General features: G+C 40.2%; 19 protein-coding genes. 16 read left to right on the top strand and 3 right to left on the bottom strand.

What is annotated here, in order from left to right:
* Nucleotides 1–104: 104 nt before the first annotated feature.
* From crp to ACMZOO_RS05705, 12 genes are all read left to right on the top strand, one after another.
* The gene (crp, locus tag ACMZOO_RS05760) at nucleotides 105–737 is read left to right on the top strand and encodes a cAMP-activated global transcriptional regulator CRP (RefSeq protein WP_440905772.1); all 633 of its coding nucleotides are present in this window, start codon (nucleotides 105–107) and stop codon (nucleotides 735–737) included.
* A gap of 131 nt (nucleotides 738–868) precedes the next feature.
* The gene (locus ACMZOO_RS05755) at nucleotides 869–1678 is read left to right on the top strand and encodes an LPP20 family lipoprotein (protein ID WP_440905771.1); all 810 of its coding nucleotides are present in this window, start codon (nucleotides 869–871) and stop codon (nucleotides 1676–1678) included.
* A 44-nt stretch (nucleotides 1679–1722) separates the two neighbouring features.
* Nucleotides 1723–3024: a murein transglycosylase domain-containing protein gene (locus tag ACMZOO_RS05750; RefSeq protein WP_440905770.1), complete on the top strand. Its 1302-nt coding sequence runs from the start codon at nucleotides 1723–1725 to the stop codon at nucleotides 3022–3024.
* Nucleotides 3025–3038: 14 nt separating this feature from the next.
* Nucleotides 3039–4094, top strand: a complete 1056-nt coding sequence (locus tag ACMZOO_RS05745; protein ID WP_440905769.1) for an LPP20 family lipoprotein — start codon at nucleotides 3039–3041, stop codon at nucleotides 4092–4094.
* A complete protein-coding gene (locus tag ACMZOO_RS05740; protein WP_440905768.1) occupies nucleotides 4094–4816 on the top strand; it encodes a hypothetical protein in 723 nt (240 codons plus the stop codon). The genes ACMZOO_RS05745 and ACMZOO_RS05740 overlap by 1 nt, the downstream gene beginning before the upstream one ends.
* On the top strand, nucleotides 4785–5573 hold the full coding sequence (locus ACMZOO_RS05735) for a hypothetical protein (RefSeq protein WP_440905767.1): 789 nt from the start codon (nucleotides 4785–4787) through the stop codon (nucleotides 5571–5573). Before ACMZOO_RS05740 ends, ACMZOO_RS05735 begins: the two co-directional genes overlap by 32 nt.
* Complete coding sequence (locus ACMZOO_RS05730; protein ID WP_440905766.1) at nucleotides 5570–6361, top strand: MlaE family ABC transporter permease; 792 nt, start codon at nucleotides 5570–5572, stop codon at nucleotides 6359–6361. Before ACMZOO_RS05735 ends, ACMZOO_RS05730 begins: the two co-directional genes overlap by 4 nt.
* A complete protein-coding gene (locus tag ACMZOO_RS05725) occupies nucleotides 6358–7008 on the top strand; it encodes an ATP-binding cassette domain-containing protein (protein WP_440905765.1) in 651 nt (216 codons plus the stop codon). The genes ACMZOO_RS05730 and ACMZOO_RS05725 overlap by 4 nt, the downstream gene beginning before the upstream one ends.
* A 2-nt stretch (nucleotides 7009–7010) precedes the next feature.
* Complete coding sequence (locus tag ACMZOO_RS05720) at nucleotides 7011–7979, top strand: MlaD family protein (RefSeq protein ID WP_440905764.1); 969 nt, start codon at nucleotides 7011–7013, stop codon at nucleotides 7977–7979.
* An 18-nt stretch (nucleotides 7980–7997) separates the two neighbouring features.
* Nucleotides 7998–9086 (top strand): hypothetical protein, encoded by a 1089-nt coding sequence (locus tag ACMZOO_RS05715; RefSeq protein WP_440905763.1) that lies wholly within the window; start codon nucleotides 7998–8000, stop codon nucleotides 9084–9086.
* Between the two features lie 15 nt (nucleotides 9087–9101).
* The gene (locus ACMZOO_RS05710; RefSeq protein WP_440905762.1) at nucleotides 9102–11075 is read left to right on the top strand and encodes a CsgG/HfaB family protein; all 1974 of its coding nucleotides are present in this window, start codon (nucleotides 9102–9104) and stop codon (nucleotides 11073–11075) included.
* A gap of 14 nt (nucleotides 11076–11089) precedes the next feature.
* Nucleotides 11090–13987, top strand: a complete 2898-nt coding sequence (locus tag ACMZOO_RS05705; RefSeq protein WP_440905761.1) for a hypothetical protein — start codon at nucleotides 11090–11092, stop codon at nucleotides 13985–13987.
* A 102-nt stretch (nucleotides 13988–14089) separates the two neighbouring features.
* Here the strand turns inward: ACMZOO_RS05705 and ACMZOO_RS05700 are convergent, their stop codons facing one another.
* From ACMZOO_RS05700 to fadB, 3 genes are all read right to left on the bottom strand, one after another.
* Complete coding sequence (locus tag ACMZOO_RS05700) at nucleotides 14090–14878, bottom strand: TIGR04219 family outer membrane beta-barrel protein (protein ID WP_440905760.1); 789 nt, start codon at nucleotides 14876–14878, stop codon at nucleotides 14090–14092.
* 215 nt (nucleotides 14879–15093) lie between these two features.
* A complete protein-coding gene (gene fadA / locus ACMZOO_RS05695; protein ID WP_440906286.1) occupies nucleotides 15094–16260 on the bottom strand; it encodes an acetyl-CoA C-acyltransferase FadA in 1167 nt (388 codons plus the stop codon).
* Nucleotides 16261–16285: 25 nt separating this feature from the next.
* Nucleotides 16286–18436: a fatty acid oxidation complex subunit alpha FadB gene (fadB, locus tag ACMZOO_RS05690; RefSeq protein WP_440905759.1), complete on the bottom strand. Its 2151-nt coding sequence runs from the start codon at nucleotides 18434–18436 to the stop codon at nucleotides 16286–16288.
* A gap of 238 nt (nucleotides 18437–18674) precedes the next feature.
* Here fadB and ACMZOO_RS05685 point away from each other — a divergent pair, with 238 nt between their 5' ends.
* The 4 genes from ACMZOO_RS05685 to mreD all read left to right on the top strand — a co-directional run bounded on the left by ACMZOO_RS05685 (nucleotide 18675) and on the right by mreD (nucleotide 23155).
* Nucleotides 18675–20621: a transglycosylase SLT domain-containing protein gene (locus ACMZOO_RS05685; protein ID WP_440905758.1), complete on the top strand. Its 1947-nt coding sequence runs from the start codon at nucleotides 18675–18677 to the stop codon at nucleotides 20619–20621.
* Nucleotides 20622–20737: 116 nt separating this feature from the next.
* Nucleotides 20738–21784, top strand: coding sequence for a rod shape-determining protein (locus ACMZOO_RS05680; RefSeq protein ID WP_035013306.1), 1047 nt, complete (start codon nucleotides 20738–20740; stop codon nucleotides 21782–21784).
* Nucleotides 21785–21794: 10 nt separating this feature from the next.
* Complete coding sequence (gene mreC / locus ACMZOO_RS05675) at nucleotides 21795–22682, top strand: rod shape-determining protein MreC (RefSeq protein WP_440905757.1); 888 nt, start codon at nucleotides 21795–21797, stop codon at nucleotides 22680–22682.
* A complete protein-coding gene (gene mreD, locus ACMZOO_RS05670) occupies nucleotides 22679–23155 on the top strand; it encodes a rod shape-determining protein MreD (RefSeq protein ID WP_440905756.1) in 477 nt (158 codons plus the stop codon). Before mreC ends, mreD begins: the two co-directional genes overlap by 4 nt.
* Nucleotides 23156–23163: the final 8 nt, after the last annotated feature.

The raw sequence follows: 23163 nt of genomic DNA, 5'->3' as shown, positions 1-23163 counted from the left end.
GATTAATTATGAGTTGTGAGTGATTTTTCTTCATTTAACTGTATGATATAAAAAGTATCGGGAAAATGTCTACAAGTTCACAATTAGAATAAGAGAGCGAAACCATGAGTATGCCATACCATGTAGCCAACGATGAAGAGTTACAAAACTTTATAAGACACTGTAATCGCAAACGTTATCCAGCAAAAAGTACAATGATTTGTGCAGGGGATAAGCCTGAAACATTGTCGTTATTATTGGACGGTTCGGTTGCCGTTAGTATTGAAAGTGATGAAGGTCGAGAGTTAATACTTGCTTACCTAAACCCTGGGGAGTTTTATGGTGAGATGGGACTGTTCGATGGTCAAGAGCGCAGTGCTACGGTTAAAGCTCGTACAGAATGTGAAGTCGCTGAAATTACCTATGATAAATTTAAGGATTTGTGTAAATCGCATCCAGAAATTTTATTCCGGGTTTCTGGTCAACTAGCACTTAGGTTACGTGACACTTCAAGAAAAGTAGTCGATTTAGCATTTTTAGACGTCACAGGCCGTGTTGCGGCTGCTTTATTAGATTTGTGTAAACAGCCTGATGCTATGACTCACCCAGACGGCATGCAAATTAAAATTACCCGTCAAGAGTTAGGCCGCATTGTTGGTTGTTCACGTGAAATGGTCGGACGAGTGCTGAAGAACCTTGAAGAGCAAGGGCTAATTGAAGCACATGGTAAAACCATGGTGGTTTACGGCACAAGATAACATAAATGCGCCGACACTGAAGATTGTGATTTAGTTCATTGTTTTATTGCCTTTTTGATGATCTAAGCTGTATCACAGCTTTAATTGATTTACACTTAGGGTAGGTCAACATTTTTAACAAGGAATTTGGTATGAAATCGGTTTTTGCAGCTTTATTGGTAAGCTTAACCTCGCTAAGTTTTACCGCTCAGGCGGATAACCAAGCGTTTCAGAGTGGGATTATGCAAGCAACAGGCTTTGGCACTGTTGATATGAGTAAAGTTGCCAACAAAGTCCAAGCTAGATTTATGGCAAAACGTGCAGCTCAAGTAGACGCACAACGAAATTTAGCAGAGCAAATTAGGGGCATAAGATTAACTGCGGGTACTACGGTTGAAGATTACGAAGTCACGTCAGATGTAATTGCCACTCGAGTTAAAGGCACATTGGAAGGCGCTTTTATTGTTGACTCTAAGTTATCTCAAGAAGACGGAACTTATGTTGCGGAAGTAACCGTTGGTGTGTGTATTAACGCTCAGTCTACTCAATGTCGTAACAAACAAAACTTAAAACAAGCGCTGGTTGATGCATTACCTGCCAAAACTGATGCTCCGGCAGCCCCAGCTTATGTTCCACCTGCTGCAACTAAACCAAGTCAAGTTCACTCTGCCTTTATACTAGATGCAAGCTCGCAAGCTTATACCGCATCTTTGGTCACTCAAGTTTTCACCAATGACGGAAAACTAGTATTGTCGTCGAAAGACTTTGAGCAACATCCAACTAAATCTGTTGTTTGGAGCCAAGACCCAAGTGAATTTGATAGCTTTTTACCGGTAAAAGTTAAAGTTGAAAGAACGATTAATGGTAGTGATTTGGTTGTGTCAAACGAAGATGCTGCTGCGATTCTTGCAAATGTTGAACGCCATTCAATGGACGGTATCTTGGTGATTTTGTCTAAATAAATCACAGGTATGATTGACGATTGTTCACAGATTGGGAGGTGGATGTGCGACGAGTACACAAATTCATAGGTATAGGTGCAATCTCTATATCTCTAATGTTACCTGTGCATCTAGCTGCCAACGATGGTTTTGCAGATGTTGATGATGATTTTGCTGAAATTGATGCATTGCTTGATAAACAATTTGCCGGCACGGACGTTATTTTAGAGCGACGTTTTAACGCGGTAGAACAAGCTGTTGAAAGAGCGCTCAAAGGCCTGTCGAATAAAATTGAAATTAATTGGGGAGCTGAAGAGTTAAAATTGCCTTCGGCACATGAATGGGTTGATTATGCCCCAGACATGCAAACCCGTCGCATGATGGATTTTGAAGCTGGGCAATTGTCGATTGAAACCATAATTCAACCCGACCAATCGCCACAACAAGTTATTCAACGCCTAAAAAATGCATTAATAGCCGCGCAAACGGATACCCAAGCCGTGTTGGAAGAAAAAGATCAACTTAGCCAAGCAATAAAAAAAGAATTAGGCGAAGATTCAAATTCTCAAGCGACAACTTCAACTAGTCAATCGAACAACCAAGTACCGGCAGTAAAAGATAAACCTGTATTGCAGGATTTGGTTTCTAACGAACAAATTGCCCAAGTATTAAAAGAATTAGAGGTTTTAGAAGCTCAGGCTGAATTCGAACCAAATCAAACACCCGATAGCCAAGCGGTAACTGAAACTCGTCAAGTGACAGTTGCTAATAAACCGGTAAAAGTGCTTAAAATCAAAATTCCATTTTTGTCCGGTTATCAAAATGAGCTTATAGAACGCAACTTCTCTGTGATTAAGCGTTATTCCAAAAAATATCAGGTGCCAGTGTCTTTGGTGTTAGCAATCATTGAAACTGAATCCAGTTTTAATCCTAGAGCGACTTCACCTGTTCCAGCCTTTGGATTGATGCAGCTTGTTCCGCGAACTGCGGGTATAGATGCGTATAGGCATGTATACGGTGAAAAACGTGTTGTTGAACCTGAATATTTGTACGACAGTGAACAGAATATTGAGTTAGGTGTTGCTTATTTCGATTTATTAACAACCCGTTATTTGCGTAAAGTAGACGACCCGCTTGCACGTTTTTATTGTGCCGTAGCTTCGTACAATACTGGCGTAGGTAATGTGGCAAAAACATTTACTGGAAACAGTAAAAATTTCAATAAAGCAGCTAAAATAATAAATAAACAGACTGCAGAACAAGTATATCAATACCTATCTGTAAATTTACCAGCGTTAGAAACTCGGCGTTATTTAGATAAAGTTACAAAAGCTAAAAAACGTTACGCTAAGTGGGACGAGGTATAGAGGTAAAGGTGCGTATGACTCTTATTAAAAAAATTGTTACGGCAGTGCTTTTGAGTGTGAGTATGCTCAGTACTCCAACAGCTTTAGCAGACGAAGTGATTAAACAAACTGCCAACGGCGGTGTTAATTGGACTAAGGGCAGTATATTCGCGCATGGTTACGGCGTAGCGCCACAAAATCAACTTGGCAGTTCAAAAGCACGTTTGTTGGCGCGCCGGGCTGCACAATTAGATGCTTATCGAAATCTAGCTGAAATTGTCAACGGCGTAAGAGTGAACTCGCAAACCTTAGTGCAAGATATGACCTTGGCGAGTGATACAGTACGAACCCAAGTTGAAGCTGTGATCAAAGGCGCCATTATGACGAAAGACCATTATCAAAATGATGTTGCGTCAGTCACAATGGAAATTCCAATGGCGGGTAACTTGATGGAAACTTTTATTCCAAAAAGTAAAACGCAACAGAGTGGCTTAACTTCAACAGCAAATGGTTTAACTGGTTTTGAACTCTATCAAGCGCAATTTAATTCAAGTTGGTTCGCTTTCAAACAAAGCCTAGATCTAAATTTTATTACTAAAGCACATGCAGCCGCACAACCTTTTGTTATCACAACAGCTGAAGAAGCTGAATTTACCAAACGTATGGCTGTATGGTTGCAAGTGCAAGGTGCGGATAAAGCGGCACAACAGCTAGACGCTTTTATCAAAGATTTTGAAAATACCGCTAACTTTACTGGATTGCTGATTGATGCGAGCAGTGTTGTAGATTTTAAGATTGCAGCCGTGCCAACTATTCGTAGTGAAAGTGGTGATATTGTTTATCCAAATGACGACACATCATATGACGACTTAGTTAAAAAACGCCCTGTCTCGTATGATTTTGATGTTGATGATGCGATTCGAAACACTCGTGTAGCAATCAAGCCAATGATAGTTAAAGCTAAAAATACCTACAAATTGCGTAAGTCTGATTTAGTGATTAGCGATATGGATGCAAAGATTTTGCAGAACAATAAAACCATTTACCAAGTGATGCATAACGCTGGCGTAATGGTTGTAGTGGCTGATTAATGGTTAAACAAAGTTTTGTTATCTTGCTCGCGGTTTTAAGCTTACAGTTATTCGCGCAAGATGTTGAATCTTTTGATAAGTATTTAAAATCAGAAACTAGAGTAGTGGTTCAAGCACAAAAATTTATTGAAGCAGGGGAGTTTGACAAAGCCGAACTATTGACCTCTCAAGCATTAAAGCGTTATGCAGACAACGACATGATTTATGCTTTGCAAGGTGAAGCATTATATTTAGCGAAAAAGTTTGGCCCAGCAGAAGCTAGATTTATGCAAGCATTGAATTTAAATCCGCTGAATACAGTTGCGAAAAAATACATAGAGGAAATCCGTACCACCTCAGAATTATCTGAAAGTGTATTGTCGCAGGAATGGAAGTCAGTAGCGCGGGATAAAATCGGTGACTTTATTGTATTGGTAATCGGCATCTGGTTAGGTACAACATTAAATTCAATCGGCGCTAAAGTGGCTAGATGGCGTTTTCGCAGCCATAGTAAAAAATTGTTTTTGGCCAACGACTTTGATGATTTTGCCGACTTGTTAGAGATTCAATTATCTTCAAATGAACTTAAACCTTTGAGAGAGAGTATGGCGTTTATGCTCAGACACAAAACTCTTGAAGAGTCGATTGCAATCCTAGAAGAATATGTAAACCGACCAGACCATTTGGAAACATTTGTTAGGATGCTAAAAAGTGATGCGAAACGTATGGCAGAGGAAAGTTAGCTCGGCAAAAAAATTGTGTTTGCTGTTAGTTTTTACCCTGACTGCTTGTTCTAGCACAACTGAGCAGATTCATCCTGACTTGCAAACAGCCCGCAGTGATTTTAACAGTCTTTCGTTGCAACAATCAGCTGAGTTGCGTATCGAAAAACTTCAAAAAGCACAACAAAGCTTCGCCGTATTTGCTGATGTAGAGTATGTCATTAAGAGCAATTTATTGCTGGCGGATTTACTCTATGCAAATGGCCACATTGAGCAAGCTGAACAACTTGTTGCCCAATGCAAACAGTTGGCCAGTGTAGAATTATATGAACACCATCTCGCTGATTGTTACCTGTTAGAATTTCGCCAGACACAAAATAGCCAGTTACTAGAATTGCTTGATGTGAGCAAATTAAACTCACGCCAGCTTGCTTATTGGTATTTATATAACAACGACTTATCAAACTTAGCGCAGCAGCTTACACAGACGGCAAAACATTATCCAGCGGATGCTGCTTATTTGTATTATCAACTGGGTTACGCTCAGGCAAACATTGTACAGGTTAGCACAGCATTAAAATTCGCCCAACAACATAAAACGCTGCAGCTAGTAACGGATAGCCTGTTTTTATTGAGCAAATTACATTACAAGCAAGGTGATTATAAGCTGAGCGCTTGGTATTTTTCGCTCGCGCAAACCAGTGCTAAAGTTAATGCCCCTCATTTAGTTGAATCCATGCAGTTATGGTTTAGTCAGCATCTTCAGGCACATTTATGATTGGGGCTTTGGGCGCATATATACGCGGACTTTTCTGTTATTTTCTAGATATTGCTGCCTTGTTGGCGCTCACTATCAGAGAATCTCGCCACTTGTTGCATCCGGCTCGGCGCAATATATTTTGGATGATGTTCAAACGTCAGTTGTATAATACAGGCGTACGGGCGATTGGAATCAATACTGCTATCGCGTTAATCATTGGCTCCTTGATGATGGCTAGGTTATATGCAGTTTTGCCGCCAGGCAAAAGCATGGTTGAGTTTTATGCGAACTTTTTTGTGATTGTCGTCATTCGAGAGTTAGGCCCTGTAATCTCCGGTGTGATCTTAATCGCACGTTCAGCAACCGCTATTACAGCTGAATTAGGCCATCTAAAGTTATACAATGAATTTGAAGTATTAAAAGCACAACAAATGAGTCCAGTATTTATTTTTCTGCTGCCTGTATTTTTCGCTTTTCCATTGTCGTTATTGCTGATGTTTATTTTTTTTAATGCCGTCAGTATCTCATCCGCTTATTTGGTGATTTTATTGGATGACCCTACTTTGTCATTTACCGTATTTTTAAGTGCGATTTTAGCCAAAGTTACTGGCTTGGAAGTTGTGATTACCTTAGCTAAGGCTTTGATTGGCGGTAGTCTTATTGGGTTAATTAGTTTACATTTTTGTGGGCGAGTGGCAGGGCGTTTTACCGATATTAGCCGTGCTATATCCAGCTCGACAACAGCCCAACTTATTACCTTCTTTACTTTAAATGTGGCATTGAGTTTAATGGCATACAGATTATGAGCCTTAAAGTTGAAAATTTTCATCTAGGTTTTGGCGAGTTAAGCTTATTTGAAGATGCATCTTTACAATTAGCCGCTGGCGAAATTGTCTGTTTAGCGACAGGTGTTTTGGACGGCGGGACTAGCTTTTTGAAAGCTTGTGCTGGCATTGTCCCTTTTCAACGTGGGACTTTACTAGTAGATGGTGAAGATATTGACCAATTATCAGCCGATCAAATATTTAGAAAAGTATCTTATTGTTACGAAAGTGGAGGTTTGGTTAGTTTATTTACTGTCTATAATAATATTGCCTTACCTTTGAAATATCATAGAAACTTCGACAATGAATTTATTGTTAAGCGAATTCAATTTGTCGCCGAGCAACTCGAAATAACAGATATTCTTGAATACGATGTTCATCAACTCAATGATGTGCAACTACGTTTGGTTAATTTAGCTAGAGCGCTGGTTATTCGGCCTAAACTCTTGTTAGCTGATGAGCTGCAGTCAGGTATGTCGCCAGTTATGCGTGAGAAAATATTAGCTATACTCAAACAATACTGTGATGAAACTGGCGCCAGCTTATTAATGACAACAACCGCAGGCGACAGCCATAGCATAGCTCAGCGGGTTTACCGTATTGAAGATAAAAAAATTGTATTGGAATAGAAATGAGTTTCGCAAAGCCAAAAGCATTTGAAACAAGTCTACAAGACAAAATATTAGGTATTGTTGTTTTAAGCGCACTTGCTTTGGTTATTTATGCAATTTACTTAAACCGAGTCAGTGCACCGCAACACAGTATGAAGTTTGAGCTCAGGGCGCATGTTAAACAAACTTACGGTATTGTCGAAGACTCACCTGTCACTTTGTCTGGTGTGTTAATAGGTAAGGTCGCAAGTGTTGAATTAACGCCAAGTGGTCAAGTTGAAATTCGTATGCAGCTGGATGGCAGTTATCGTAATTTTTATCGTAAAGACAGCCTTATTCAAATTGATTCTAAGCTTGGTTTAAGCACAGTGATCTCAGGCAGTGGTTTAACATTTATACCTAGTCAAAATACAAATAACTTGTTGGGAAATAAAAGTTTAGTTAAAGTTGTTGAGCCGACGTCGTTTGAAGAATTAATCGAACAATGGCAAGTTGAAAAAATTGCTGGTCAATTGACTTCAATTGTCGATAGCTTGGCAGCTATTACTCAAACTATAGAAAAGAATCAGCAGCATATAGCGGCAAGTTTGCAGCAAACCGATCAGCTAACAGCCAGCCTGCAGCAATCAGCACAGGTGTTACCGCAAGCAATCAAACAATTTGATCAGAGTTTACGGCAAATTGAATTGTTAACAGAGCAGTTAGGCCAGACTTCTACAAGGCTTGAAAGTCCGATAATTCAAGCGTTAAATCAGGTTGAAAGTGCGGCACAGCGAGGTGAATCAGCCCTGCAACAGGCAGAGCTGGCGTTAAGCGACTTACCGCGTATTATGGACGAGGTTGAATATACGCTAATTTCGTCACGAAAATTAATGTACACCTTGGATAATCATTGGTTATTAAAGGGTACTAGTGAACAAAAGGTTAACTTTCCTCTACATAATAATTTGATAGATGATAGACTTTATACCAGTGAACCAAGTAATTAAGCGGAGTTAGATATCAGGATGATCAATTCAAAATATCTAGGCAAATTCATTGCATTATGTGCAAGTTTACTATTTGTTGTATCAGCAAATGTTTATGCTGGTAAAGTAGTGGTTGCAAAAGGTGTTGCCGATATTCAACCCGGCCAAGTTGCACAAGCCTACAAAGTTGCATTAGAAAATGCTAAACGAGCGGCAATTGAACAAGCGGTTGGTACAATTATTGAGTCAAGAACCTTGGTTGAAAATTTTCAAATGGTCAGCGATCAAGTCATGACCTCAGCTAGCGGCCGTTTAAAAACTTATCGGGTGTTAGAAGAAGGTAAAACCGATGATGGCCTTTACCAAGTTACTATTCAGGCAGAAGCTGACGTTGACGAATTAATTAACCAAGTTGATCAATTCCAAAAAGCACTAAAATGGCAGAAAAAGCCGCGTGTGACTGTAGTGATTGACGGTTTTAGTGTTGAAAATAGTGCCGTGTCGGCAGAACAAGTTCGTAACTATTTAATTGAGCACCTCTCAGATGACAAGTTTCCAGTTTATGATTTAACCAATGATACTGAGCTACGTGGTGGTTTTGTTATTCACTTAAATGTTGCAAAAGAGCAAAGTGAAAGTGACTACCAAGGTATGAAGCTTACTGCAAACGAGTTAGCCATTAACGCCCGTTTAACCCGTGCAGACGACAGTAAAATTATGGCGACAGCCTCAGGTATCAAAACTTTACCAGGCGCAAGTAGTTCAAAAGCCAGTAAACGAGCTGCAAAAATAATCGTTAAGGAAATTTGGCAGGATTTACGTAAAAAGCTTACTGTATCTTGGGAAAACGAACAATATGCAGCGCGTAATATTCAACTGAATATTGTTGATTTAGACTCATTAGATCAAGCTCAATCAGTTGTTAAATCAATCAAAAGCACATTAGCTGGTGTTAAAGATATTGAGTTGGTTCAATTTGAATCTGCAAAAACAGAGTACCAGTTACAATACCGAGGATGGCCAGAGCAGTTGGCAGATGAATTTAAATCAGCTGTTTTTTCTCAAAGGCATTTTCAAACTAAAGTCGTCAGTTTAGCTGGCAATCAATTAACTATAAAAATTCAGTAAATTCAGGAGCTCAAGATGAAAAAGGCGGCGCTAGTCTTATCTGCACTGATTTTAGCTGGCTGTGGAGCCAGTGGTCAGCAAGAGTACGACATAGGCTTAAAATTAAGCCAAGCTCAAAAATACCAACAAGCTATCCAATATATGCAACAAGCTCTAAAAAAAGAGCCTGACAATGCACAATATCAAAACAAGCTTAAAGACATCACCAGCAAATTAGTCGGCCAATTGGTAAGCGAAGCTGATACTTTGTTAGCCACTCAGCCTCTGACTATCGCTGTGTTGGACGAAGCTGAAGAAAAAATTGCTTTGGTTAAAAAATATGATGCGAGCAAAGCGGGAACTTTGACGAGCAAATTAGCTAGCGTAAAAACTGACTTTTTAGCTTTGGTCTCGGCAAAATATCAGCAAGGTGTTGAACACGCATCTAACAAAGATTGGGTCAAAGCCAACGCTGTGTTGAAAGATGTGCAAACTATTTATCCTAACTATGAGCAAACAATGCAAATGTTGACTACAGCTCGTAGCGAAGGCGCAAACTCTTTACTGCAACAAGGCACAGCTGAATTAAAAGCTGATAATATTGCTAGTGCGGTTGCTTTGTTAAAAGGTGCATTAGATTTAAATCCTTCTTTGAGCCAAGCTACCAATTTGCTTAAGTTAGCCGAGCAAAATAACAACAAAGATTATTATTTAAACAAAGCCAATAAAGCTGAAGTTGATAATGATTGGGTTGCAGCTGAAAATTACTATTTAAAAGCATTGGACTTCGACCAATTTGATTCTGTTTTGGTCCGTAAACTTAAAAGTGTACGTGTAAACAAGGAATTACAGTTAATCAATCAAGCAAATGCTTACATTTCACAAGGTTACTTGTTTAAAGCGGTTGAAAGTTTTAAACAAGCACAAGAATATTCGTTTGCTGACAATAATGTTCAGCAAAAAGCGTTACAAGCGTTTTTGTCTGCGAAAATTAACCAAGAAGTTGAGCGATTTATCGATGACGATAGATATGGCTCTGCTTATTATTGGTATAACAAATTACAAGAAGTAAATCCTCAATTCGAAGATTTGTTCAGTAAAAAGCAAAAAGTTGAAGATGCGATTTATACCCGAGTGCGCAAATCAATAGCTGTGTTTGACTTTAGAAGCCCGTCAAATAATGACGATGCGGGTATCATGATTGCGAATAATTTGATCTCGTACTTGTTTAACAACGCATCGAAAGATATCAATATCCTAGAACGTGAAAACTTAAAGTCTATTTTAGAAGAAATGAAACTAGGCCAAATTGGTGTGGTTTCTGAAAATACGGCTAAAGAAATGGGTCGTATTTATGGCATCGATATTGCGATTATGGGTAGTGTATTGTTGTTTAAGGTAGATGAAACTGCTTCTACTTCAAACAAAACTGCACGTTATCAAATCGGTGAAGTCATCGAAGATAACATTGAGTACTTGAACTGGAAAACTCGTAACCCGAACCCGAGTAAAGAAGAATTACGTACAGCACCAGTGGCGAAAATTAAAGCACCAAAATTTGCGGTGAAAGATTACGAAGTACAAAACAAAAAGAAAGTTGGTTTTATCCAAATATCTTATCGAATTGTTGATGTTGCAACTGGGGTGAATACTAGCGTTGAAACTTTAGAGCGTAAAAAAGTTGAAGAAGATAGTGCGAATGCAGGTATAGATGATGCAGGCATTCAATTTGACCCAATGGAAGTACCAACGGATACAGAAATTCTTCAATCTATGACCAGTGATGTGGTTGACCAATTAGCTCGTGAAGTATTAAAACCTTTAATGAATTTGGAAAAAGAATACTTCCAACAGGGTGAAGAGCTGTTAAACCGCCGTAAAGAATTTATCCCAGCTGTTGAGAAATTTACTGATGCTGTATTTGATGAAAAAGTTAAATCAGTTAACTCACCTATCAGTAATAAATCGTTGCAGTACATTGAGAACGTGTTTAAGAACTATAAGTTCTAAGTAGGAAGTGACTCATGATTAAACAGCTAAAAAGTGTTGTGTTGTTGTTTATCTGTTTAAGCACAACGCCACTTTGGGCGGCATACAATACAGCTTTGCTGAATTTAAAACCGCTCGATATAGATTCCATTGGTTTTGATGGTGATATTCAATTTGCATTGCGCTCTAATTTAGACAAGCGTAGTGAAGTGCAAATGATGTCACGTCGCGATATGGAATCTGAGCTGTTTCGTCAAGGTCTTTCTATGGGCAGCTCCAACCAAGATGCTATTCATATAGGTAAAGCGCTTGGTGTGGAGTTTGTCATTTTTGGTAGTGTGCAAATGTCGGATAATGGCATAGCAACCGAAATAAAAATGCTCGATATTGTGCATGAGCGTTTAGCTAAAGAGTGGAAAATATCTTTTAGTGGCCGCAACGATATCAATGAAAAAGGCCCTGCTTTGGCCAATACGTTAATTAAAGCTATGGCGCAAAGTTTAATTGATGCAAAAGCAGAAGCTAAAATTGCCCAGGCTGCAGAAGCTGCGCAAGCGGCGATAAAAAAACAATATTTATCTGAGTTTGTAAGCCAAGCAGTGCAAGGTGGGGTTGAAATTAGTTGGACTGCACTTGAGCCAGATAGCATTGAAATTTTTAATCTTTATCGTGGTGAAGCAGAACAAGGCCCATATATTCAAATTGCCAGCTTGCAAGCAAATAGCTATCTAGATTCTCAAGTGGAAAGTGGCACCAGCTATTTTTACAAGTTAGCTGTCGTTGAAAAATCCACAGGTGAACAAGCTGAAGACGTTTCAATTCAGCAGGTTACTTATATTGATAAAGCTATCAAACTGCGTCCTTTGTCGCCAACTATCTTATCGGTTGATACTGGGGTTAAGCAGTCAACCATCACTTTTGTGCCTAATTTAGATAACCCAATTAAAGGCCACGTTATTCGTAAATATAAAATTTATCGTAAACGTGCATCCGGTGGAAATTGGTTACATGTGGGTACATTAACCTTAAATTCAGATGAACCTAAATTAAGTTATTCGTTTACCGATAAAAACAATGTTGAAGATGGTGAACAATACAGTTATTCGGTATCAGCGGTAAATGCTAAAGGGTATGAAAGCCCACTTAGCGGTACTGAAGTGGTATTTTCTGCTGGCACACCTAATTTATCAGTCCATCAAGATGGCTTGTTGCGCCAAGTAGAGCTCGATTGGCAAGTTGAAAATAGTAAAGGCGGTTTTTATATCTATCGTCGCGTGTTAGGCACAACAATATGGCAGCGGGTTGGTGATGTTAATCAAGCGGATGTCCGCCGTTTTATCGATCGCCAAGGTTTATTAGATGGGGCTGAATATGAATATTATGTCAGCTTAGTCAATAATGGCCGAGAGTCTGACCCATCAAATATAGTTTCGGCAAAAACTAAAGGTTTGCCAGCTAGACCAGACAATTTACAAGCACAGAGTGGCTTAGTTAAAGCGGTTAAGTTGACTTGGAATGCTATCGAAGACCCAGACATTATTGGCTACAAGTTATATAGAATGGAAGATGACGGTAATGGTTTTCAGCAAGGAGACCAGCTGAGTTTGGTCTACGAAATTCCAGGCTTTCAAACCAAGGAATTTGTTGATGGCGATGGGGCAGATAAACTCAAAGATGGCGTGCAATACCATTATGCCATCGCTGCGGTTAATAAGTTTGGTGCACGTGGTGATTTGAGTTATGTTGCAAGCGCTTCCACTAAAACTTTACCTAAAAGTGTTGGGCAACTCGCTGTGGTAGTTAATCAACAAGATATTCAAATAAGTTGGCCTGTGTCTGAATCGGCCGATTTAGCTAATTACATTTTGTCTCGAAAATGGAATGAACAAAACTGGCAACAAATTGCGGTATTACCAGCAGAGGCAACCGGCTTTTTAGACAAAGATTTGAAACCTTATGCTGACACTCAATATAAATTAGTTACCCAAGATAAAGCAGGTTTACAAAGTGCTGAAGTATTGTCGGATACAGTCACAAACCCTGCCACTTTGTTGTTAAGCGTAAAACAAGACAATATGTTACGCCAAGTTCAACTTGAGTGGAATGTGCAACAAAACATTACCGGTTACCAAATTTATCGGCGAAAAAAAGATACCCAAGACTGGAATAAGTTAGTACAAATTGACAGCCCGTTAACCAATGAATATTTAGACAATAAAAAACTTGATGACCAAACCGAGTATGAATACCAAATTAGCGCGATAGACGGCTTTGTCGAAACACCAGCATCAATGCCTGTTGTAGCTAAAACCAAGGCATTGCCGGCGCCACCATCAGCTTTTGCAGTTCAATCTGGGTTAGTTAAACAAGTTCAACTGACCTGGCAAGCGATCAGCGATAAAGATGTTGCTGGTTATTATATTTATCGTAAAAACGAAGATGGTAAAATGGAGCGGATTAAAACCATTAAAGATATTAAGATAAATACCTATATTGATGATGGCTCTTTATTTAGCAAGTTAGCTGATGGCCAAGAATATCAATACGCCATATCTTCATATAACACCTTTGATGCAGAAGGTGGCCGTACACGCATTATTGCTGCAAACACTAAGCCTGTGCCTGCACAACCTAATGGGTTAATGGCTTCAGAGGCTAGTGGTTTAGTTGAATTATCTTGGACTGCGAATAGTGAATCAGACATCAGCAATTATGTTGTTGAGAAAGCGAAAGATAATTGCTCTGGCTGGCGTCAATTGGCCGTAGTAACCGCAAGCCAACAAAAACATTCGGATACGGATGTGCTAGCTGGCAACAAATATTGTTACCGAGTAAAAGCTGTGGATGCTGATGAGTTAGAAAGTAACTGGCAACAAACAGACATTACCTTGGCGCAAGCTGTCGCTGAAAGTGCAGGGACTGCTGCACAATAACCAAGCGGAAGATAGCTTGTTGTTTGTTTAGAGCAAGTAAAGGTTCAAATACAAAAAACGCCCAAAGTGGGCGTTTCTGGTTAAGTTTTGCTGGAGCAGAACTTAGAAGTGCACTTGTAAACCAGCGTACACACCTTTGAAATCTAAGTCAGTGTAGATGCCTTCAAGGTCGTCTAATTTAAGTGCAAAGCTGCGGTAACCTAATTGTACTTCCATATCTACCGCTAAGTTATCAATAAACTCATAAGCAATACCAACTTGGTAATCACTTAAGCTGTGGTCGCCAATAGCCAATAAACTCATATCGCCATAAACAGATAAACCAGTGAACGGTAAACCAACAGCACCTGCTACATAACCCATAGGTACGTAACCGCTGAAGTCTTCTTCACTGCTATCAGTTTGTTGACCGTTACCTGAAGAGGTTGTGCCTGTGGCTTTAATATAGGCGTCAATGTGTTTAACATTTAAACCAAAATCGAAACTAACTAAGCCATTGTCAAAAATTTCATAATATAAAATAAAGTCAGTGTTGGTTAAATCGGCATTTACATCAACATCTGTATTGGTAGCGTAAGTTTTACCTGCGAAGTCGAATTCGCCATCGATTTGACCATTACCAGTTAAATCTTCCATTTGGTTATGGCGAACTTTAATATTTGGTACCAGTGGTACTGGATGCTCTAATGCTACGTAAAAAGATGCATTACTTGCTGAATCAAAGTTGAAAGTTTCTTGGTCGTCTTTTTCAGTACCAAATTTACCTTCTGGCTCAATATTCCAATATTGTGCACCCGCGTACACACCTAAAATCATATCAGCGTGAGCGCTGGTAGCTGCAGTTAAACACGAAGCCAAAAGTGCTAGTTTGAATTTGTTCTGTGTTTTCATTGTTGATCCCTTTTTCTTTATAAATGGGGTAAAAGTGAAGCGCAGTGCTCAAAATCGCGCTTTGTTTTAATTGTATTGGATTGTAACTAATTTACCAGTAAGACTTTTTGACAATTGTAGGAAATTGGCAAAAAAGCGATTGAGTTAACACTTGTTCAGAGTGGCAAGTATTAACTCTAGCTTGATTTTAGGTGGGGTTATTGCTTTAAGCTAATTTATTCACCACGTTCAAATACAGTGGCTATACCTTGGCCTAACCCTATACACATAGTGGCTACGCCATATCTAGCATCTTTTTGCTGCATTAAGTTCAATAAGGTTGTGCTAATACGTGCACCAGAACAACCAAGTGGATGACCCAGAGCAATTGCACCACCGTGTAAATTAACTTTTTGATCCATCACATCGGTTAAACCCAAATCATCAATAACAGGTAAAGACTGTGCCGCAAAAGCTTCGTTCAGCTCAAATAAATCTATATCTTCAACACTTAAATCAGCGCGTTTTAACGCTTTTAGTGTTGCCGGCACAGGGCCATAACCCATAATCGATGGATCGCAACCAGCGACTGCCATAGATTTAACTTTGGCAATTGGCGTTAACCCTAGTTGTTTGGCTTTATTTGCCGACATGACCAACAAACCAGAAGCACCATCAGATAACGCAGATGCATTGCCAGCAGTTACCGAGCCTGTCACCGGATCAAATACAGGGCGTAAATTGGCTAAACCTTGCATATTGGTTTCGGGGCGAATAACTTCATCTTTGTCGGCTAAAATTAGTTTGCCAGTTGCATCATGGCCATAGGTTGGCACTATTTCATCGGCAAAAGCGCCACTTTCACTGGCTTGGTGTGCTCTGTGGTGGCTACGACAAGCAAATTCATCTTGGCGCTCGCGGCCAATTTTATGCACTCGCGCAAGCATTTCTGCGGTTAAGCCCATAGAGCCTGCACCTTTGGCCGCGTTTTTCGCCAAACCTGGGTGAAAATCCACGCCATGAGTCATAGGGATATGACCCATATGTTCAACACCACCGACAATAAAAATATCACCCATGCCGGTCATAATAGCGCGGGCGGCATCATGCAAAGCTTGCATTGACGAGCCACACAAACGATTAACTGTTACGCCTGCAACTGTTTTGGGTAAACCTGCTAACAAGGCTGCATTACGCGCTACGTTAAAACCTTGCTCTAAGGTTTGCATCACACAACCCCAAATTACATCTTCAATTTCTTTAGGGTTTACTTCAGGATTGCGTGTTAACAAGCTACCCATGACGTGCGCGGATAAATCTTCGGCACGTACGTTGCGGAATATGCCACCTTTTGAGCGACCCATAGGGGTGCGAATAGCATCAATAATGACCACATCTTGAATTTTAGTATTCATAATATTTGCTCCGCTATTTAGTCGCTAAAAATTGTTGGTTGGCTTTGGCTTTATTCAGCAAGCTTGAGCTTAATTGATAAGCAGCGCCTAAATCTTCATAACTTTTTGCTCGGGTGATATAAGTTTTAAGCCCAAGTTGTTGTAAATACCTAAATACACCACCTCTAAATGGTGGGAAACCTAAACCATAAATCAGTGCCATATCTGCTTCTTCGGCGCTGGCGACTATGCCTTCATCTAAACATAAAATGCACTCGTTGATCATTGGCATCATTAAACGGTCGATTATTTGTTGGTCGCTAAATGTTTGTGCTCTAACACCTTCACTAGCTAAGTGTTGTTGAACAAAATCATCCGGCTGTTTTTGTAACTTGCCTTTTTTATCTAACTGATATTGATAAAAACCACTGCCGGATTTTTGCCCTAAACGTTTAGCATCCGCCAAGACTTTTAGTAAGTTGTTGGTTGGCATTGGCATGCGCTCAGGGAAACCTTCAGCCATAACTGATTGCGCATGAAACGCTGTATCTAAGCCTATAACATCCAATAAATAAGCGGGCCCCATAGGCCAGCCGAATTGTTTTTCCATTATTTTATCGACCTGAACTAAATCAGCGCCATCGAACATTAATTGATTAAACGCAGCTAGGTATGGGAATAATACGCGGTTTACAAAAAAGCCCGGACAGTCGTTGACCACTATCGGTGTTTTGCCCATATTTTTGGCAAACTCAACTACAGTTGCAATAGTTGCATCTGAAGTTTTGGCACCGCGGATCACTTCCACTAACGGCATTTTGTGTACAGGATTAAAAAAGTGCATGCCACAGAAATTCTCGGCTCGTTGCAGGTTTTGTGCGAGTAAATCAATTGAGATCGTTGAAGTATTAGTCGCCAAAATTGCGCTGTCAGAGATGGTTTGTTCAGTTTCTGCTAATACGCTGGCTTTGACTTTAGGGTTTTCAACTACGGCTTCAACCACTATATCAACGTGTTTGACTGCGGCTTGCTCTAGAGTTGGTCTTATACGAATAAGGGATTGTGCTGCTTGATCAGCAGATATTTTGCCATAAGAGGCAGCTTTATTCAGTAGCTTAGCCGCTTCTTGCATACCTAAATCAAGCGCTTTGTCATTAATATCTTTTAACACCACATTATGCCCGCGACTAGCCGCTTGATAGGCAATACCACCACCCATAATACCAGCGCCTAACACCGCGGCTGTGTTGACTGGTGTTGCTAGTTTTTTCGCCGACTTAACCAAACCTTTTACATGTTGATCGGCTAAAAATAATCCAACTAATGCTTGTGCTTGTGGTGTTTGGGTTAACTCAACAAAGTTTTCATTTTCAATGCGCATTGCCTCTTTGCGGCCATGCGCAGCACCTTGTTCTATGGTTTCAACTGCTTTAATTGGTGCAGGGTAATGTTTACCTGCTTGTTGCATTACCATAGATTTAGCTAATGCAAAACTCATGGCAGTTTCTGTTTTGTTTAATGTCAGTGGATTGAGTTTTCGTGCACGACGCTGTTGCCAATTAAAAACGTTATTGGCGGCTTGCTCGGCACAATCAATCGCTGCTTCGCGCAATTGTTCGGGTTCAACCACAGCATCAACAAGCCCAAGTTTTAACGCTTGTGCTGCTTTTAATTCTTTGCCTGTGGTAATTAGCTCCATCGCATTGTCAGCACCAAGTAAACGCGACATACGCACAGTACCACCAAAGCCGGGCATAATACCCAGTTTGACCTCGGGTAAACCTATGCGTGCTTGTGTGTCAGCAATGCGAAAGTCAGTTGCAAGTATAGTTTCACAGCCGCCACCTAAAGCGTAACCATTAATGGCACTAACAGTTGGGAAGGGTAAATCTTCAAGTGAATCGAATATATCTGTGGCGTATTTAATCCAGCCGAGAAGTTCTTCTTGTGGCAGGGCGAATTTGGCTAAAAATTCTGTGATATCAGCACCAACAATAAATGCTGCTTTGGTACTAGTTAGTATCAATGCCCTTAAATTACTATCTCTAGCGATTTCAATGGCACAGCGGAACGCTTCTAGGGTCTGTTTGTCAAACTTGTTAACCGAGCCTTGGGCATTAAGCTTTAGCTCAGCAATTTGGTTATCTAACTCGACAAGCTGAATATTGTCACTTTGATATAACATGCAGTTACTCCCATAGATAGTTTATTTTGGGATAGATAAAGTCCGGAATGTTCTAAATTATTTCGCAACTTTACTTACACTTGTTCGTTCACTTGTTTAAGATAATCTTGTTCATTCACTTTTTAAGATAATGTTAAAACTTGTTATCTGATTAGAGTGTAACCAGTATTTTGTAAAATTCAAACGGTTGTTTGAATTTTTCTATTAACCCGTGAATTTTATTTTTAAGTGCCAATTTATGTATTTTTCTTCGCCCCTAATTCACAAAACTTTGACTGCAAGCATGCTGATGTTGGCAAGCCTATCCAGTTCAGCTAGCAGCCAAGTAGAATCGCCCAATGAGCAATTAACCCAACAAAGAGTGTGGTTTGTTGAACATGAACAAAAAGCCAAAAAAGCGTCGATGCGACAAATTAATCAATGGCGGAAAACGCACGGCGACTATCCCTTGTTTCCTTATGTTGAGCTAGCGTATTTACGTAACCACCCTTATTTGAGCAATAAACAAGCTATTCGCGAATTTTTGCATTTGTACGAAGGTACGGCGTTAGAATGGTCGTTACGTCATCCATGGTTAGATTATTTAGCTAAGAAAAATCAAGCCATCTTATTTTTAAATGATTTTAAACCTACCTCAGATGCAGAGCTCAATTGCCACAAGCTTAGGTTTCAACTACAAATTGGCGGTCAGCTGAAAGATTTAGCGGATGACATAGCGCCGTTATGGGTTGTTGGCAATTCACAGCCCAAAGCCTGTGATCCCTTGTTTGATAAATGGGCGGATGCTGGATTACGTACAGATGATATGGTTAAACGCCGTATTGTATTAGCCGCAGACGGTGGCGCACACACCTTAATTCCTTATTTAACTAAGCTGTTACCAGAGAGTGAGCAAGCCTGGGCTAAGTTGTGGCATAGAGTTCGGCGCGATCCTGCACGTATCACTCGTTTGTCGAGTTTTAAAAGCACGCCTGATTACGCCGCCATTCAGGTTTATGGCATCCAAAGGTTAATTTGGCGAGAGCCGGATGATGCAATTGAACATTACCAACAAATGCTTAACCGTTTTACTATTTCAGCACAAGCATTAGATGAAATTCACTACACTTTTGCATTAGCGCTTGCCAGCAAAGGGCATGAGCAAGCAGAGGTGTGGCTAAAGCGCATACCACGTCATTTAAAAGACAGCAAAATAGTTCATTGGCATCTAGCCACTTATTTACGCAACAACCAATGGCAAAAAGTGGTTGAGTTATATCAATCTTTGCCTGAGGAGCTGCAATCTTTGTCGGCAAATAAATATTGGTATGCCAGAGCGCAAGCTCAACTGGGGGAAACTCAATCAGACACTGTATTACAAGAGTTAGCGCAAACTCGCCATTATTATGGTTTTTTAGCTGCTGCGCGCACCAGCAATAGATATCAGTTAAATCATCAAGGTGTTGAAATTGATTTAGATATCATGAGCCGTTTAAAAAATGCTCCTAGTGCCAAACGAGCATACGAATTTTTTATGTTGGAGCGTTTTACGCAAGCGCGCCGAGAGTGGTATCAATTTAAAAAGGGCTTAGACAAAGTTGAACAAGCGAATGCGGCTTACCTTGCATACCAATGGCATTGGTATGACCAAGCTTTGCGAGGTATATCACAAGCTGGATATCACGATGAAGTTAGTTTGCGCTTTCCAAAAGCTTACGAAGATTTGTATCAAAAATACAGTCAACAAGCAGGTATTGATTTAACCTTGGCTATGGCTGTCAGTCGTCGCGAGAGTTCATTTATGGTTGATGCTAACTCATCGGCTGGCGCACGGGGTTTAATGCAAATTATGCCTGCAACGGCCAAAACTTTAGCTGGGCGAAAATTTAATCCATATCGTTTATTTACCGCAGAAACCAATGTTGAATTGGGCACTGAATATTTAGCTCAGTTAACCGAGCGCATGAATGGACAAATTCCATTGGCGATTGCTTCGTATAATGCCGGTTACCATAGAGTGCTTAAGTGGTTACCAGAAGAAGAAGCTGTGCCATTAGATATCTGGATTGAAACTATTCCATACAAAGAAACCCGTGAATATGTCAAAGCGGTTTTGGCTTATCAGCAGGTCTATGAGTTATTTAATGCACAACCTAAAGATATTTTTGCTCAGATTGTAAATAAAAAAGTAGTTAAACAAAATTGATCTAGCTTGATATACGAATATGAGGTTATTTTTTCTAGCTTTACTTGCCGATTGACTGGCTCATTGGTAAAGTTAGGCCAATTTTGCCGTTCAGTATTGCTAAGGGATCCCACCCAATGTTTTTAAAAAAACTACGTGGAGTTTTTTCCAACGATCTGTCTATAGATTTAGGGACAGCTAACACACTTATTTATGTAAAAGACCAAGGTATTGTTTTAAATGAGCCTTCGGTTGTTGCCATTCGCCAAGAAAGAGCGGGTGGTCAACGCAGTGTTGCAGCAGTAGGTGCTGCAGCTAAACAAATGTTAGGTCGTACACCGGGTAACATTAAAGCGATTCGTCCAATGAAAGACGGCGTAATTGCAGATTTCTACGTAACCGAAAAAATGTTGCAGTATTTTATTAAACAAGTACATAACAACAATTTATTACGTCCAAGTCCACGTGTGTTAATTTGTGTACCTTGTGGTGCAACCCAAGTTGAACAAAGAGCAATTAAAGAATCAGCTTTAGGGGCGGGTGCACGCGAAGTGTATTTAATTGAAGAACCAATGGCTGCAGCAATTGGTGCTGATTTACCAGTTTCTGAACCAACCGGCTCTATGGTGGTTGATATAGGTGGTGGTACAACCGAAGTTGCGATTATCTCTTTGAACGGTATTGTTTATTCATCATCAGTGCGTATTGGTGGTGATAAGTTTGACGAAGCTATCATTTCTTACGTGCGTCGTAACTTTGGTAGTTTAATTGGTGAGGCAACTGCCGAGCGGATTAAACACGAAATTGGTTCAGCTTATCCGGGTGACGAAGTTCGTGAAATCGAAGTTCGTGGCCGCAACGTTGCTGAAGGTGTACCAAGAAGCTTTACCTTAAACAGTAATGAAATCTTAGAAGCACTACAAGAGCCACTGCAAGGCATAGTTAGTGCTGTTATGGTTGCGCTTGAACAATCACCACCAGAGCTTGCATCAGATATCAGTGAGCGCGGTATGGTATTAACAGGTGGTGGTGCCTTATTAAAAGATTTAGATAGATTATTAATGGAAGAAACCGGCATTCCAGTTGTGATTGCTGATGACCCACTCACTTGCGTAGCTCGTGGTGGTGGTAAAGCCATTGATATGATTGATATGCATGGTGGCGATTTATTTGCCTACGATTAAGTAGACGCATATGACGCCGCTGTTCGCCAATGGACCCGCACTACAAATACGCATCTTGATTGCTGTGGTGCTGTCTCTTGTGCTGATGTTTGTTGATCATCGCCTCAAAGGTTTTGACTCTATTCGAGTTTACTTAAATTCGCTGGTTAGTCCTATTTTGTATGCGGCTAACCTGCCACAGAGCATGTTAGATTGGTCTGCTGAATCATTATCTTCTCGTAGTTCCTTGTTAGACGAAAACGCTAAACTACGTGAAACCAACTTAATGTTGCAAGAAAGTGTATTACGTATGCAATTTTTGCAGCGAGAAAACGACCGTCTACGCGCTTTGTTAGAGTCACCGGTTCGCCAAGAAATTCAAAAGATGGTTGCCGAAGTTATGTCTGTAACCAGCAACCCAAATAGCCATCAAGTTTTGCTGAACCGTGGTTCACTTAATGGTGTGTACGAAGGGCAAGCCGTGTTAGACGAAAACGGTATTGTTGGCCAAGTGGTTGATGTGGCACCAACAACCAGCCGCGTATTGTTAATTACTGATATTACTCACGCAATTCCTGTGCGTGTTGCGCGTAATTCAGTGCGCAGTATTGCTGCGGGCACAGGCTCTATGAGTCGTCTGGATTTAAATTATGTGCCACATTCAGCAGATATTCGTGCAGGTGACTTATTAATTAGTTCTGGTTTAGGGCAGAAATACCCTGAGGGTTATCCAGTTGCCGAGGTTTCTCGGGTGATCAGTAATGAAAGCCTACCATTTGCGCAAATTGAAACTAAACCTATTGCCCAGCTTGATAGGATCCGTTATTTATTGCTACTGTGGCCACCCAACGCACCTTCGCAGCCGGCTAAATCTAGCCTAAAAGAAATAAAACGTGAAACCAAGGAGCTTATTCAGTGATAGGTTCACGCACGCTAATCGCTTTTAGTTTATTTTTAACCCTTATTTTGGCGATGGCACCTTTACCTAATTATGTTGAAGCATTTCGTCCTGACTGGGTGTTAATTGTATTGTTTTATTGGGCAATTGCTTTGCCACATAGAGTGAATGTTGGCAGTGCCTTTATTGTCGGTGTGCTTTACGACATATTGCTAGGTAATGTACTTGGTCTCAACGCTTTGTTGTTGTCTTTAGTTGTGTATATAGCTGCGGTTAATCATTTAACCATACGCAATTTATCCATTTGGCAGCAGGCTTTAATTGTGGCTATGGTCACAGCCTTTTATCACTTGGTCGATTATTGGATCCAACATTTTTTAACCACAGTATATTTTTTACCTGAATTATTATGGCCAACAGTAACCAATGCGTTAATTTGGCCGTGGGCATTTCTGCTGTTACGCAAATATCGCCGCAAACTTAGAATAAGATAGATAAAATC

It is taken from the genome of Catenovulum sp. SX2, assembly GCF_052056295.1.
Taxonomy (GTDB): domain Bacteria; phylum Pseudomonadota; class Gammaproteobacteria; order Enterobacterales; family Alteromonadaceae; genus Catenovulum.
The sequence above is the reverse complement of the archived record's forward strand: the minus strand, read 5'-3'. Positions and strand labels throughout refer to the sequence as shown.